The organism is Agromyces subbeticus DSM 16689 (genome assembly GCF_000421565.1).
Classification (GTDB): domain Bacteria; phylum Actinomycetota; class Actinomycetes; order Actinomycetales; family Microbacteriaceae; genus Agromyces; species Agromyces subbeticus.
Genome location: NZ_ATXG01000001.1, coordinates 214,584 through 228,383 on the forward strand (window position 1 = coordinate 214,584; position 13,800 = coordinate 228,383).

At 70.5% G+C, this 13,800-nt stretch carries 14 protein-coding genes; 6 read left to right on the forward strand and 8 right to left on the reverse strand.

Annotation, left to right across the window (positions count from 1 at the left end; all coding sequences use genetic code 11):
* Positions 1 to 67 precede the first annotated feature (67 nt).
* Both upp and H521_RS0100930 read right to left on the reverse strand, forming a co-directional pair.
* Entirely contained in the window at positions 68 to 703 is a 636-nt protein-coding gene (gene upp / locus H521_RS0100925) for a uracil phosphoribosyltransferase (protein WP_022891151.1), read from the reverse strand.
* Between the two features lie 32 nt (positions 704 to 735).
* The gene (locus H521_RS0100930; RefSeq protein ID WP_022891152.1) at positions 736 to 1,119 is read right to left on the reverse strand and encodes a hypothetical protein; all 384 of its coding nucleotides are present in this window, start codon (positions 1,117 to 1,119) and stop codon (positions 736 to 738) included.
* Between the two features lie 110 nt (positions 1,120 to 1,229).
* Between H521_RS0100930 and H521_RS0100935 the strand changes: the two genes are divergently transcribed.
* Together H521_RS0100935 and tadA are read left to right on the forward strand one after the other, a co-directional pair.
* Entirely contained in the window at positions 1,230 to 1,838 is a 609-nt protein-coding gene (locus H521_RS0100935; protein WP_022891153.1) for a TetR/AcrR family transcriptional regulator, read from the forward strand.
* Positions 1,825 to 2,301 carry a tRNA adenosine(34) deaminase TadA gene (tadA, locus tag H521_RS0100940; protein WP_022891154.1) on the forward strand — a complete coding sequence of 159 codons (477 nt, stop codon included), beginning with the start codon at positions 1,825 to 1,827 and terminating at the stop codon, positions 2,299 to 2,301. The genes H521_RS0100935 and tadA overlap by 14 nt, the downstream gene beginning before the upstream one ends.
* Positions 2,302 to 2,456: 155 nt before the next feature.
* On the opposite strand, the gene H521_RS0100945 is transcribed toward tadA, so the two are convergent.
* Together H521_RS0100945 and H521_RS0100950 are read right to left on the reverse strand one after the other, a co-directional pair.
* Positions 2,457 to 3,188, reverse strand: coding sequence for a glutamine amidotransferase-related protein (locus H521_RS0100945; protein WP_022891155.1), 732 nt, complete (start codon positions 3,186 to 3,188; stop codon positions 2,457 to 2,459).
* A complete protein-coding gene (locus H521_RS0100950; RefSeq protein WP_022891156.1) occupies positions 3,185 to 4,147 on the reverse strand; it encodes a cation diffusion facilitator family transporter in 963 nt (320 codons plus the stop codon). The genes H521_RS0100945 and H521_RS0100950 overlap by 4 nt, the downstream gene beginning before the upstream one ends.
* An 80-nt stretch (positions 4,148 to 4,227) precedes the next feature.
* Between H521_RS0100950 and proC the strand changes: the two genes are divergently transcribed.
* Both proC and H521_RS20730 read left to right on the forward strand, forming a co-directional pair.
* Positions 4,228 to 5,079 carry a pyrroline-5-carboxylate reductase gene (proC, locus tag H521_RS0100955; protein ID WP_022891157.1) on the forward strand — a complete coding sequence of 284 codons (852 nt, stop codon included), beginning with the start codon at positions 4,228 to 4,230 and terminating at the stop codon, positions 5,077 to 5,079.
* 8 nt (positions 5,080 to 5,087) lie between these two features.
* On the forward strand, positions 5,088 to 6,416 hold the full coding sequence (locus H521_RS20730; RefSeq protein ID WP_022891158.1) for a beta-N-acetylhexosaminidase: 1,329 nt from the start codon (positions 5,088 to 5,090) through the stop codon (positions 6,414 to 6,416).
* Between the two features lie 30 nt (positions 6,417 to 6,446).
* Here H521_RS20730 and rlmC read toward each other — a convergent pair whose 3' ends face one another.
* Positions 6,447 to 7,571 carry a 23S rRNA (uracil(747)-C(5))-methyltransferase RlmC gene (gene rlmC / locus H521_RS0100965; RefSeq protein WP_022891159.1) on the reverse strand — a complete coding sequence of 375 codons (1,125 nt, stop codon included), beginning with the start codon at positions 7,569 to 7,571 and terminating at the stop codon, positions 6,447 to 6,449.
* 57 nt (positions 7,572 to 7,628) lie between these two features.
* On the opposite strand from rlmC, the gene H521_RS0100970 reads away from it, so the two are divergent.
* Together H521_RS0100970 and H521_RS20735 are read left to right on the forward strand one after the other, a co-directional pair.
* Positions 7,629 to 8,171, forward strand: coding sequence for a DUF402 domain-containing protein (locus H521_RS0100970; RefSeq protein ID WP_022891160.1), 543 nt, complete (start codon positions 7,629 to 7,631; stop codon positions 8,169 to 8,171).
* Positions 8,172 to 8,291: 120 nt separating this feature from the next.
* Positions 8,292 to 9,749, forward strand: a complete 1,458-nt coding sequence (locus H521_RS20735; RefSeq protein WP_022891161.1) for an HNH endonuclease signature motif containing protein — start codon at positions 8,292 to 8,294, stop codon at positions 9,747 to 9,749.
* Positions 9,750 to 9,896: 147 nt separating this feature from the next.
* Here the strand turns inward: H521_RS20735 and H521_RS0100980 are convergent, their stop codons facing one another.
* From H521_RS0100980 to kdpC, 3 genes are all read right to left on the reverse strand, one after another.
* The gene (locus H521_RS0100980) at positions 9,897 to 10,607 is read right to left on the reverse strand and encodes a response regulator (RefSeq protein WP_022891162.1); all 711 of its coding nucleotides are present in this window, start codon (positions 10,605 to 10,607) and stop codon (positions 9,897 to 9,899) included.
* Complete coding sequence (locus tag H521_RS0100985; RefSeq protein WP_022891163.1) at positions 10,604 to 13,096, reverse strand: ATP-binding protein; 2,493 nt, start codon at positions 13,094 to 13,096, stop codon at positions 10,604 to 10,606. The genes H521_RS0100980 and H521_RS0100985 overlap by 4 nt, the downstream gene beginning before the upstream one ends.
* 75 nt (positions 13,097 to 13,171) lie before the next feature.
* Entirely contained in the window at positions 13,172 to 13,777 is a 606-nt protein-coding gene (kdpC, locus tag H521_RS0100990) for a potassium-transporting ATPase subunit KdpC (RefSeq protein WP_022891164.1), read from the reverse strand.
* Between the last annotated feature and the right edge of the window lie 23 nt (positions 13,778 to 13,800).

Here is a 13,800-nt window from a genome sequence, read left to right on the forward strand (position 1 = left end):
GCGCTTGATTCGCGCTGCGGCGTGTCGGGGCTCGAAGATCCTTCGGTCGCGGATGTCGCGGCAGCGCTTATACCGTGCCGTAGAGGCGGTCGCCGGCGTCGCCGAGACCGGGCACGATGTAGCCGAGCTCGTTGAGTCGTTCGTCGACGGCGCCGAGCACGACGGTCACTTCTCCGCGACCCTGCATCGCCTGCTCGACCGCGGCGAGCCCCTCGGGCGCTGCGAGGATGCAGATCGCCGTGACATCCGTGGCCCCGCGCTTCAGCAGGAACTCGATCGCGGCGATGAGCGAGCCGCCCGTCGCGAGCATCGGGTCGAGCACGAAGCACTGCCGGTCGCTGAGGTCGTCGGGCAGGCGCTCGGCGTAGGTGGTCGGTTCGAGCGTCTCTTCATTGCGCGCCATACCGAGGAAGCCGACCTCGGCCGTGGGCACGAGCTTCGTCATGCCCTCGAGCATGCCGAGCCCGGCGCGGAGGATCGGCACGATGAGCGGCTTGGGGTCGGCGATGCGCACGCCCGTCGTCGGCGCCACCGGGGTGACGATGTCGACCGGCTCGACGCGCACGCCGCGGGTGCCCTCGTACGCGAGCAGGGTCATCAGCTCTTCGACCAGCGAGCGGAACACCGGTGACGGGGTCTTCTCGTCGCGGAGCACCGTCAGCTTGTGGGTGATGAGCGGGTGATCGGCAACGTGGACTCGCATGGGCTCGAGTCTACTGAGCGGCAGGGCCGGCGTCAGCGCCAGAAGACCGCCACGGCGACGTTCGCGATGGCGACGATGCCGGCGCCCCAGAGCACCGCGCGCAGCGGGGCGTCCGTGCGCTCGGCGCGCTTGATGGCGCGGCCGCGAACCATGCCGACGATCGCGAGGACGAGCACGACGAGTGCGAGCGCGAGTTTCACCACGGCCTTCGCGCGATCGATCTCGGTGCCGCCGATCTCGTTCACCGCGATCAGGGCGACGCCGGTGACGAGCTGCACGATCGACCCGACCAGCACGGGCGAGAAGTCGAAGCCCGAGCGCCGTGGCATCTGCAGGATGTAGGCGCCGATGATGGCGGCGAGCCCGACGAAGTGCACGACGAGCAGCACGAGGCGGGTGAGTTCGAGGGGGTCCATGTGCGATCTCCTGGGTGTTCGATGAGCCGGCGGCAAGCTGGCTCAAGGGGTTAGTAAGTGTTTACTCACCCCGATGCTACGATATCTGGAGACGGCTGTACAGGAGGCCCATGTCGACGCGAGACCGCATCCTCGATGCCGCCGCCCGAGTGATGACCGAGCGCGGCATCGCGGCCACCACGACGCGCGCGATCGCTGCCGCCGCCTCGTGCTCGGAGGCACTGCTGTACAAGCACTTCGCCGACAAGCAGCAGATCTTCCTCGCGGTGCTGCTCGAACGTATGCCGGGCGTCGGTGCAGCCGATGACCGTGCGACCGGGGTGCCGGTGGCAGGTGCGGCGGAGGTCACGACCGATGCCGAGCGACTCACCGAGCTGACCCGGCGCCTCTTCGACTTCTTCGTGCGCTCGTTCCCGATCTCGGTCTCGATCTTCGGCAGTCCTGAGCTGCTCGCCGAGCACCGCGACGCGATCCGCGCGCACGGCTACGGGCCCGAGGGCGCCATCGCGTTGGCGGCGGGTCAGCTTCGGCGCGACCAGCGATCAGGCGCATTCGCCGGGGGTGGTGACCTCGAGGCCGTCGCGTCGGTGCTCGTGGGCTTCGCGTTCCACCAGGCGTTCCTGGCGACCTTCGACGGACGCGACTCGCTGCCCGCCGAGGCCGTACAACGCGCCGTCGCCACCGTGCTGCCTGCGCTCGAGGCGGGTGACCGTGCCTGAGCTGTCACTGCACAGGGAATGGATGCGCCTCGCGCTCGCCGAAGCCGCGCAAGCGCCGGCGACCCGCGACGTGCCGGTCGGCGCCGTCGTCGTCGACGCGAACGGAACGGTCATCGCGTCGCGGCGCAACGAGCGCGAGCTCATCGGCGATCCCACGGCGCACGCCGAGCTGCTCGCGCTCCGTTCAGCGGCCGAGGTCACGGGCGACTGGCGCCTGACCGAGTGCACGCTCGTGGTCACGCTCGAGCCGTGCGTCATGTGCGCTGGGGCGATCCTCGCGGCGCGCGTTCCGACCGTCGTGTTCGGCGCGTGGGATGAGAAGGCCGGCGCCGCGGGTTCGCTCTACGACGTGCTGCGCGACCGCCGGCTCAACCACCGGGTCGAGGTGTTCGCGGGCGTCGAGGCGGATGCCGCGGCGCAGCTGCTGCTCGAGTTCTTCGACGACCCGCTGCGCCGCCCGTGAGGCTCGCACCCGGCTCAGAACCGGCTCGGGTCTGAGATCTCGCGCTGGAGTACCCGATGTGCGCCGGAGTACCTAGGCGCGCGTCACATCGGGTGCTCAGGCGCACATCGGGTACTCCAGCGGCGGCAGGAGAACAGGGGAGAGCGAGCGAGCGATCAGGCGATCGCGCGCTCGGCGCGAGCGGCGAGGCCGTCGAGGTACTCGCCGAGCAGGGCAGCGGATGCCGCTTGCGCACGCGGCCCGAACGACGCGCGCTCGGCGCGCAGCTGCTCGCGGCTGAGCCCGTAGTCGGGCAGCTCGTCACCCCACTCGCGCAGCCAGTCCTCATGGATCTCGTCGGTCACCTCGGGGTGGAACTGCACCGCGAGCAGCCAGTCGCCGCGCGCGAACGCCTGGTTCTCGTAGGCACCCGAGGACGCCAGTCGTTCGACGCCCGCCGGCAACTCGAAGGTGTCGCCGTGCCACTGCACGGTGGGCACCTCGGCGAAGTGCCGCACGGGCGAGCCGGCACCGACCTCGGTCGGCTCGACCGTCAGCCAGCCGACCTCTTTGCGCGGGCCGGCGAACACCTCGGCGCCGAGCGAGCTCGCGAGCAGTTGTGCGCCGAGGCAGACGCCGAAGACTGGGGCCTCGGCGGCGATGCGTTCGCGCAGCAGCTCGATCTCGTCGGCGAGGTACGGATAGCGGTCGGTCTCGTAGGCGCCCTCGTCGCCGCCGAGCACCACGACGAGGTCGGGAGCGAGGGCATCGAGCGCTGCGATATCCGTGGTCGGGGCGTCGACCGTGACGATCTCGTAGCCGTGCGCCTCGAGTGTCGGCCCGAGGTTGCCGAGGCCGATCGCCGAGTCGTGCCGCAGCACAAGCGCGGTGCGTGGGCGAGCGGTCACTCGAGGCCCTTGATGACGATCGCGTCGGTGGGCGGGGCCGCCTGGTTCGGCTCGAAGTAGACGTCGGGTTCGACGTAGATGACGCGTGCGGCCGGCACCGCCTCGCGGATGCGGTGCTCGATGGCGTTCGTCGCCGCCGACACCTCGAGCAGGCGCTGGTCGGCCGTGAAGCCGATCTTCGCCGCGACGAGCAGCTCGTCGGGGCCGAGGTAGAGGGTCTTCATGTGGATGATGCGCTCGGCCTCGGGGCCGGCGAGGATCGCCTGCTCGATGCGCGTCACGTCGTCGTCGTTGGCACCCTCGCCCACGAGCAGCGACTTCGTCTCGATGCCGAGCACGATCGCGACCACGATGAGCAGCGTGCCGATGAAGAGTGTGCCGATGGCGTCGAAGAGCGGGTTGCCGGTGATGATCGTGAGGCCCACGCCGATGAACGCGAAGACGAGGCCGAGCAGCGCCGCGATGTCTTCGAGCAGCACGACCGGCAGCTCGGGGGCCTTCGCCCGGCGCACGAACTGCACCCAGCTGAGCTTGCCGCGCACGTGGTTCGACTCCCTGACCGCGGTGCGCAGCGAGAAGGACTCGAGCACGATCGCGATCGACAGTACGAGGATCGGCAGCCACGGCACGTCGAGCTCGTGCGGGTGCTGCAGCTTGTCGATGCCCTCGTAGATCGAGAAGACGCCACCGACCGAGAACAGGATGATCGAGACGACGAAGGCGTAGACGTATCGCTCGCGGCCGTAGCCGAACGGGTGCTCCTTGTCGGCTGCTCGCTTCGCCTGGCGGCCGCCGAAGATGAGCAGCAGCTGGTTTCCGGCATCGGCGACCGAGTGCACGGCCTCGGCCAGCATCGACGAGGAGCCGGAGAAGGCCCACGCGATGAACTTGGTGATCGCGATGCCGGTGTTCGCGAGGAAGGCCGCGATGATTGCTTTGTTGCCGCCCGATGCGCTCATGCAGCAATCCTAAAGGGGCTTCAGCGCGCACGACACGTGCGTCGGGGCACAGCAATCGAGCCCGAACCTAGGATGGTCGCATGAGTGCCGACGCCCCCGTCCGACTGCCCGCGATCGCCTTTCTCGGGGCAGGTTCGATGGCCAGGGCGGTGCTCACCGGCCTGCTGCAGCCCGGCATCGCGATCGACGGCGGCATCCGCGCCACGAATCGCAGCGAAGCGAAGGCGGCCGAGCTCGCCGAACTGCCAGGGGTCACTTCCTACGCCACGGAGACGGATGCCGCGGCCAACCGCATCGCCGTCGCCGGCGCGAAGCTCGTGGTGGTTGCGGTCAAGCCCGCGATGGTGCCCGCCCTGCTCGAGGAGATCGCCGACGCCCTCGAACCCGGCGCGGTCGTCGTGAGCGTCGCGGCCGGCGTCACCGTGGCGACCTTCGAGTCACTGCTGCCGGAGTCGGTCGCGGTGATCCGCTCGATGCCCAATACCCCGGCGGTCGTCGGTCGAGCCGTCACCGGCGTCTCGGCGGGTACCCGATCGAGCGAGTCGGATCTCGCGCTCGCGGTGTCGCTCTTCGAGACGGTCGGCGAGGTGCTCGTCGTGCCCGAGGAGCAGATCGACGCGCTCTCGACGATCTCGGGATCGGGCCCGGCCTACGTCTTCTTCCTGATCGAGCAGCTCACCGCGGCCGCCGTCGACAAGGGCTTCACACCCGAGCAGGCCGCGGTCATGGTCGAGGGCACGTTCCGCGGCGCGAGCGAGCTGCTCGCGGCATCCGATGCCGGGCCTGCCGAGCTGCGCCGCCGGGTCACGAGCCCGAAGGGCACCACCGAGCGCGCGATCGTGGTGCTCGAACAGGCGTCGCTGAAGTCGGTCTTCGACCGCGCGACCGACGCGGCGCTCGCCCGTGCTCGCGAGCTCGCGGCCGGGGCATGAAGCCGGGCATGAGTCGCGACATGAACCCGGGCGCCGTCGAGCGCGCGCCGCTCGCCCTCGACGGCGAGCCCCGGTTCGCCTGGCGCGGCGTGATGCTCGATGTCGCGCGTCGCTTCCGGCCGATCCCCGAGCTCGAACGATTCGTCGACCTGCTCGCCGCCCACGGCGTCAACGTGCTGCAGCTGCACCTCACCGATGATCAGGGGTGGCGGTTCGAGGTGCGCGCCTACCCGCGGCTCACCGAGATCGGCAGGCACCGCAGCGCATCGCAACTCGGGCACGGGCAGGCGTCGACCCTCGACGGGGTGCCCCACGAGGGCTGGTACACGCAGCACGAGCTGCGCGGCCTCGTGCGATACGCGGCCGCCCGCGGCATCCGCATCGTTCCCGAGATCGACGTGCCCGGGCACGCGCGGGCGATTCTCGCCGCGTATCCCGAGTACGGCGTCGGGGGCGCAGCGGCGGTCGCCGAGCGGGTCACCGAGCCGTGGACGCGGTTCGGCATCGACGACGAGGTGCTGAACGTCGAGGAGTCGACCGTGGCGTTCGTCTGCGCGGTCTTCGACGAGTTGTGCGAGGTGTTCGACGGCGAGCTCGTCGGCATCGGCGGCGACGAGGCGCAGAAGACGCGATGGCGCGGCGACCCGCGAACGCAGCAGCTGCTCGTCGAGCGCGGGCTCGCCGACGAGGAGGAACTGCAGGCGTGGTTCCTCGGGCGCATCGCGGGGCATCTCGCCGCGCGAGGTCGCCGCGTGATCGGCTGGGACGAGATGCTCGAGGGGCGCGACCCGGCTCCAGACGCCGTCGTCGCGTCATGGCGCGGGCCGGTCGGCGCCGAACTCGGCGCCCGCCTCGGCCACGAGGTCGTGCTGTGCCCCGACCTCTGGACGTACTTCGACTACCGGCAGTCGGATGACCCGGCCGAGCCGATCCCGGTCGGCACGGTGCTCGCGCTCGAGGACGTCGCTGCGTTCGACCCGCTGCCGGCGTCGTCGTCGACCGCACTTCGCAAGCGCGTGATCGGCCTGCAGGCGAACGTCTGGACCGAGCACCTCGACACTCGCGACCGCCTCGACTACGCCGTGTTCCCGAGGCTCGGGGCGTTCGCCGAGATCGCCTGGAACGGCGGCCCGCTCGACTGGGCGTCGTTCGCCGAACGGCTTCCGGGCTATCTCGCGTGGCTCGATGAACAGGGCGTCGACTACCGGCCCCTCGACGGCCCGCGAGCCGAGCAGCAGCGCCCGGGCGTTCCGGGCGTGCCGCGCGACCGCGCCGCGCGCATCGCCGAGCTCGAGCGGTTGACGGCGTCGCTGCGGTCGGCGCCGGTCGTCGAGTAGCTCACACGGCTCAGGCCGGTCGTGCGCCCGTCAGGCGCGCTCGAGCAGCACCATCACCTCGAAGTGCGTCGTCTGCGGGAACATGTCGAACACCCGGCCGCGCACCGGTCGCAGCGACGGCATCGCCGCGAGGTCGCGAGCGAGCGAGGCGGCGTTGCAGCTCGAGTACAGCACGTGGCGAACCGCGGATGCCTCGAGCCATCCGCTGAGCTCACGACCGATGCCGCGCCGGGGCGGGTTCACGACCACGAGGTCAGGGGAGTCGTCGGCGCCGACCGCGAAGGCCGTGGCATCGCCTGCGGCGAACCGCACACGCGAGAGCGCGGCATCCGTTCGGCTCAGTTCGGCGCTCGCGACGGCCTCGACGCTCGTCTCGATGCCCGTGACGGATGCCGCGGCATCCGCGATGTGCAGGGCGAAGCCGCCGACGCCCGAGTAGAGGTCCCACGCCGAATCGGGTGCGAGCGCGCGCACCCAGTCGCGGGCCTCGACGTAGAGCGCCGCGGCGATCTCGGTGTTCGTCTGGAAGAAGCTCTGCGGGCGAAGGTGCATCGTGACGTCGTTCAGGCGCATCGGCAGGGTCGACGCCTCGGTGAAGACGATCTCGTGCTCGCCCTCGAGCACAGCCTTGTGCTCGGGCAGCACGTTCGCGGTGACGACGCGCGCGTTCGGCAGCTCGGCGAGGAGCCACGGCAGGTGCTTGCGGATGCGCCCGACCGGCTCGGTCGAGCGCACGACGAAGCGGATCATGAGCTCGCCGTCGGGGGACTCGGTGAGGATCAGGTGCTTCAGCTCGCCCGAGCGGCTCGGCACGTCGTAGGGCGTGAGGCCGGCGCGCGTGATGAACGCGGCGATCACGGGGAACGCCGCCCGGTGCCCGGGGGAGCAGATGCCGCACGCCTCGAGGTCGATGCCATGTCCGTCGGCGTCGAGGATGCCGATCGTCGGCGCCGCCGTCGTGCCGCCGATCACCATCTTCGCCTTGTTGCGGTAGCCGCCCTCGCGGCTCGCGACCGGCGACAGCCACTCGAGGCCGGCGTGCGCCTGCAGGAGGTCTTCGGCGTGCCGCTGCTTGTCGGCGAGCTGCCGCTCGTAGGGCTGCCCCATGAGCGAGCACGAGGAGCAGCGCCCGGCGTCGAAGTAGGAGCAGTACACGGGTTCCAGCGTAGGCGGGCGAGGGCGGGGCGCGGGCGGGGTGGCTACGGTGGTCGGGTGAGCGCGCGCGATGCACCACCCCATGAGTTCGGCACGCCCGTGCGGGTTCGTACGACGAAGTGGGACGGCAGCCCGCACTGGGAGTTCGACGGGCTGTGGCTCGGCGCCGACGAGCACGGCGACTGGGTCGGGTTTCCGCGAGGCACGTCGTTCGCGCGGCCAGGGCACGCCTTCACCGCGAGCTGGCGCTCGGTGTCGCTCTTTCCGCATGCCGGCTGGGCGGCCGGCTTCAATGCGCAGCATCCGCGCGGGCTCGGCGTCTACGTCGATCTCTCGACGGTTCCCGAATGGCGAACGGATGCCTCGGGCTGGATGGTCTCGTACGTCGACCTCGACCTCGATGTCGTGGAGCGCGCGGGGCAACCGGCCTTCATCGACGACGAAGACGAGTTCGCCGAGCACTCGGTGAGCCTCGGGTACCCGGCCGAGCTCGTGGCGCGCGTGCGAGCCGACGCCGAGGCAGTGCTCGAGGCGGTGCGGCGGCGTGAGGCGCCGTTCGACGGGGCGACGGCCGCGGGGTGGCTGGGGCGGCTGGGGTGAGTCGTCGATCGCTGATCGTCATGCCTGGCCTTCAGTCGCACGTCGTTCCGAGCGCTCGATCTCGATAGTTCTTTCGAACATACGTTCGATTTTGTGACTGATTTCCGCTAGACTGGAGACATGCCCGAAGCGAGCGCAGCCCTCTCAGATCTGAGAGTGGCGTGCGTGCTCGCCGACGAGATCTGGTCGGGCGCGCTGCTCAGGCCGTCGACCGATTCGGCTGGCGATGTCGCGGCGATGACCGGCGATGGGCTGGTTCGGGTGACCGAGTCGTTGGCCGAGTTGGCGCGTCGCGTGCAGGCCCTACAGGCGAAATGCGCTGCCGAGCTCGCGAGTCGCTCGCGCTCGGGCGGCGATGACGATGTCGCTCGCCGCCACGGATTCTCCTCGCCCGAGCGACTGATCGCATCGGTCACCGGCGGCCGGTTCAGCGAGGCCGCAAAACTCGTGGCGGTGGGCGAGGCGACCGCTCCGCGGGCTTCGTTCACGGGCGAGGCGCTGCCACCGCGGCATCCGCACCTGGCCGCTGGTCTCGAGTCCGGCTCGCTGTGCGTCGACGCGGCCGAGACGATCCGCCGATTCCTCGACGGGGTGGCGCTCCGTGCCGATCGGCAGCAATTGGGCGAGGCCGAGCTGCTGCTCGCCGAGCGTGCGCCGATGGTCGGGGTCGATGGGCTCACTCGGCTGATCAAGCAACTGCAGGCCCGACTCGATCCCGACGGTGTGAAGCCGCGAGAAGACGAGCTGCGGGCGAATCGCGGACTGCGCATCTGGGAGGACCGCGCCGGCATGATCCAGCTGCAGGGTGCGTTCGACCCGGCCAACGGCGCTCCGATCAAGCTCGCCGTCGAGGCACTCGTCAGCGCCGAGCTGCATCGGGCGCGCGACGCGAAGCGGGCGTTCGGCCCGGCGGCCAACGACGGGCGCGGCGCTTGGGCGAACGACGCCGAGGGGCTCTTCGGCGAGCAGCGCACGATCGCGCAGATGAACGCCGACGCCCTCGCAGACATCGCCCGCCTCTCACTCGGGGCGAAGCATGCGCCTGCCGCGCTTCGGCAGGCCACCGTGGTCGCACGCATCGATGCCGGGGCGCTGGCCGATGGTCGCGGGCATGGCACGATCGACGGCATCGACCAGCCGATCTCGGTCGCGACGGTGCGAGAGCTCGCAATGTCGGCCGGCATCAGTGCGCTGCTGCTCGACCACCGCACCGAACCGCTCGAGCTCGGCCGCGCGGCCCGACTCTTCACGTCCGCGCAGAAGCTGGCGCTCATCGAGCGCGACGGCGGCTGCGCCTGGCCGGCGTGCAATCGGCCCCCGTCGCACACGCAGGCGCACCACATCAGATGGTGGAAGCGGCATCGCGGGCGCACCGACCTCGACAACGGCATCATGCTGTGTTCCCACCATCACCATCGCGTCCACGACGACGGATGGGTCATCACCATCCGCGATTCGCAGTCGTGGTTCACACCACCTGCGCACCTCGATCCGCAGCAACGGCCGCGGCCGGGCAATCGGCGGCTGTTGCCGCCGAGGGCCGATGCCCCGGCGGTCGCTCAGGGCGCTGCGGCCTGAAGGGTTCGCTCGGTGGGACCCGCCGCCTGAAGGGTGCGCTCGGTGCGCGCTGCCTGAACGTGCAAGGTGCGCTGCCGACCGCGAGTATCGAACCGGGGTCGCGTTACGCTGCTTCGTCGCTACTCGACCGGCGCTACTCGACCGTCGCTACTCGACCGGCGCGATGGTCGTGCCCGGCTCGAAGCGGTAGCCCATGCCCGACTCGGTGAGGAAGAAGCGCGGCTCCGACGGGGTCGGCTCGAGCTTGCGGCGCAACTGGGCGACGTAGAGCCGCAGGTAGCCCGCGTCGTTGGCGTGGAACGGCCCCCACACCTCGCTCAGCAGCATCTGCCGGGTGAGCAGCTTGCCGGGATTCTTCAGAAACAACTCGAGCAGCCGCCACTCCGTCGGCGTGAGGCGAACGGAGGTCGCGCGCCCCGTGTCATCCGTCGCCCTGACGGTCTTCGCCGCCAGGTCGACGGTGAGCGCGCCGATCGCGAACGACGCGACACCCTCGTCGCCCGACGTCGACCGCGCGCGAGCGCGGATGCGGGCGAGCAGCTCGTCCATCGCGAAGGGCTTCGTCACGTAGTCATCGGCGCCGGCGTCGAGCGCGTCGACCTTCTCGGCCGAGTCGGTGCGGCCCGAGAGCACGAGAATGGGGATCTTCGACCACGCACGAACGGCGCGGATCACGTCGAGGCCATCGACGCGAGGCATGCCGAGATCGAGCAGGATCAGGTCGGGGTGCGCGTTCGCGGCGAGGTCGATCGCCTCGGCGCCGTCGCGTGCGGCGATCACGTCGTAGCCGCGCGCGGCGAGGGTGATGCGCAGCGCACGCTGCAACTGGTCGTCGTCGTCGGCGAGGAGGATCTTCATCGCGTCTCCTCACTGCTCAGGGCGGACGGCAGGGTGACCACCATCGTGAGGCCGCCACCGGGGGTGTCGTCGACCTCCAGTGTGCCGTTCATTCCCTCGACGAACCCCTTCGACAGGGCGAGTCCGAGACCGAGGCCCGTTTCGTTGTCGGTGTCGCCGAGCCGCTGGAACGGTGTGAACACCTCATCGCGGCGCTCGGCGGGGATGCCTGGACCGCGGTCGACGATCCGCAATTCGGTGCGCCTCTGGAACGTGCTCGCGGCGACGCGAACGCGCTCGCCGGGCGGGCTGTGCCGCACGGCGTTCGCGAGCAGATTCACGACGACCCGCTGCAGGAGCACACCGTCGGCGAGCACCGGTGCGAGCCCATCGGCCAGGTCGAGCTCGACCTCGCCGGGGCCGAGGGCGAGTTCGTCGAGCGCCGGGAAGACGACGTCGGCGACCTCGGTCGGGGCGAGGGTGACGGCGAGCGCGCCGGCCTGCACCCGGCTCACGTCGAGCAGGTTCGTGACGAGCTCGGCGAGCGCGTCGAGGCTCTCGGACGCGGTCGCGAGCAGTTCGTCGCGCTCGGCGGCCGGCAACTCGACCTCACGGGAGCGCAGTGCGCTCACCGCGGCGGATGCGGACGTGAGCGGCCGCCGCAAGTCGTGGCCGACCGCGGCGAGGAGCGCCGAGCGCACCTTGTCGGTCTCGGCGAGCTCGCCGGCCGCCGACGCCGCCGTGGCGAGGGCACCGTGCTCGATCGCCGCCTCGATCTGCGTGGCGATGACCTGCAGCAGACGGCGTTCGGATGCTGCGAGGTCCTGCCCGTGCAGCTCGAGCACGCCGCGCGAGCCGATCGGCACGTTCGTCACCCGGTCGTCACGCGCCGGCTCGCCGTCGGCGACGCGTGGTTCGCCGTCGATGAGAAGGCGCACGCCGGTGAGTCCGAACGCCTCGCGCGTGCGGGTGACCATCGCCTGCAGGGCGTCCTCGCCGCGCAACACGCTGCCGGCGAGGGTGGCGAGCAGTTGCGACTCGGCGGCGGCACGCCGGGCGACGCGGGTGCGCCGTGCCGCCTGGTCGACGACGTAGCTCACGAGCAGCGCGTTCGCGACGTAGAACACGAGCGCGAGGAACTGGCGGGGGTCGCTGATCGTGAGCGTGAACCTCGGCTCGACGAACAAGAAATTGAGGGTCAGGCCCGACAGCACCGCGGCGAAGAGGCCGGGCCAGATGCCGCCGATGAGGGCGACGACGATGACCAGCAGCTGATAGGCGAGCACGTCGCTGGTGATCGACGTCTCGGTGCGAAAGACCGTGAGCAGCCAGCTGAGCATCGGCCCCGCGGCGAGCGCGACGACGAATCCGGCGATGAGACGGGTGCGGCTGAGCGCCCCACCGAGCTTCGGCAGCGAGATGCCCGAACCGGCTGCCGCGTGGGTGACGATGTGCACATCGATGTCGCCCGACTCGCGGATGACGGTCGCACCGATGCCGGGGCTCGAGAACGCGGCGGCGAGCCGGGATCGGCGGCTGACGCCGATCACCAGCTGCGTGGCATCCGCTGATCTCGCGAACTCGACGAGCGCCTGGGGCACGTCTTCGCCGACGACCTGGTGGAAGGTGCCGCCGAGCTGTTCGACGAGGGTGCGCTGCGCATCGAGGGCGCCCGGATGCCTTGCCCGCATGCCGTCGGGATTCGTGACGTGTACCGCGATGAGCACTCCGCCAGACGAGCGGGAGGCGATGCGCGCGCCTCGGCGCAGCAGGGTCTCGCCCTCGGGGCCGCCGGTCAGGGCGACGACCACGCGCTCGCGAGCCTCCCACTTGCGGTCGATGCCGTGCTCGGCGCGATAGGCCTTCAGCGCGGAGTCGACCTCATCGGCGAGCCACAGCAGGGCGAGTTCGCGGAGGGCGGTGAGGTTGCCCAAGCGGAAGTAGTTGGAGAGTGCCGCATCGATGCGTTCGGCCGGATAGACGAGTCCGCCCGAGAGTCGATCGCGCAGCGCTTGCGGGGCGAGGTCCACGACCTCGATCTGGTCGGCCCCGCGCAGCACTCGGTCGGGGATCGTCTCGCGCTGCGGTACGCCGGTGATCTGCAGCACCACGTCGCCGAGCGATTCGATGTGCTGCGTGTTCACGGTCGAGATCACGTCGATGCCGGCGTCGAGCAGCTCGTCGACGTCTTGCCAGCGCTTGGCGTGGCGAGAGCCAGGGGCGTTCGTGTGCGCGAGTTCGTCGACGAGCGCGATCCGGGGCCTTCTCGCGAGCACCGCATCGAGGTCCAGCTCGGTGAGGGCCATGCCGCGGTGCGTCACGGTGTGGCGGGGAACGACCTCGAGGCCCTCGACCATCGAGGCCGTCGCGCGGCGCCCGTGGGTCTCCACGAACGCCACGACGACATCGTTGCCCTCAGCGGCGAGCCGCTTGCCCTCTTCGAGCATCGTGTAGGTCTTGCCGACGCCGGGGGCGGCGCCGAGCAGGACTCGAAGCCGCCCCTTCTTCATGCGTCTACTCCTTCAGATCGGCGAGTGGAGAGAACTCTCGCCGGCAGTGCTTCCGCTGCTTCATGCGTCTACTCCTCAGCCCAGCTCTGCGAGGGCGAGATTCAGCTGCAGCACGTTCACGGTCGGTTCGCCCAGGTACCCGAGATCCCGTGCCTGAATCCTAGACTCCACGAGTTCGGCGACCTCGGTTTCGGGCAGGCCGCGCTCGTCGGCGACGCGCGCCACCTGGAGGCGGGCGTACTCGGGGCTGATGTGCGGGTCGAGGCCCGAACCCGACGCCGTGACCGCATCGGCGGGCACGTCGTCAGCCGAGACGCCGTTGAATTCGGCGACCTGCGCCTTACGCTCCTCGATGGCAGCGATGAGGTCGGCATTCTCGGGGCCGTAGTTGCTGCCGCTCGAGGCGCCACCGTCGTAGCCGTCGCCGGCGGCGGACGGACGCGCCTGGAACCACTGGGGCAAGGGCTCGCCGTCGGCATCCGTGAACGACTGGCCGATCAGTGAGGAGCCCACGACCTCGTCGCCCGACTCGACGACCGAGCCGTTCGCCTGAGCCGGCAGCACGAGCTGCCCGATACCGGTGACGACGATCGTGTAGGCGATGCCGAGCACCGCGGTGAAGATGAGCATCGCGCGAACCGCCACCCAGTGGGTGCGGACCGCAGTGCGAGTGGAGCTCATGGTCGTGTTTCCTTTCCTGCCCG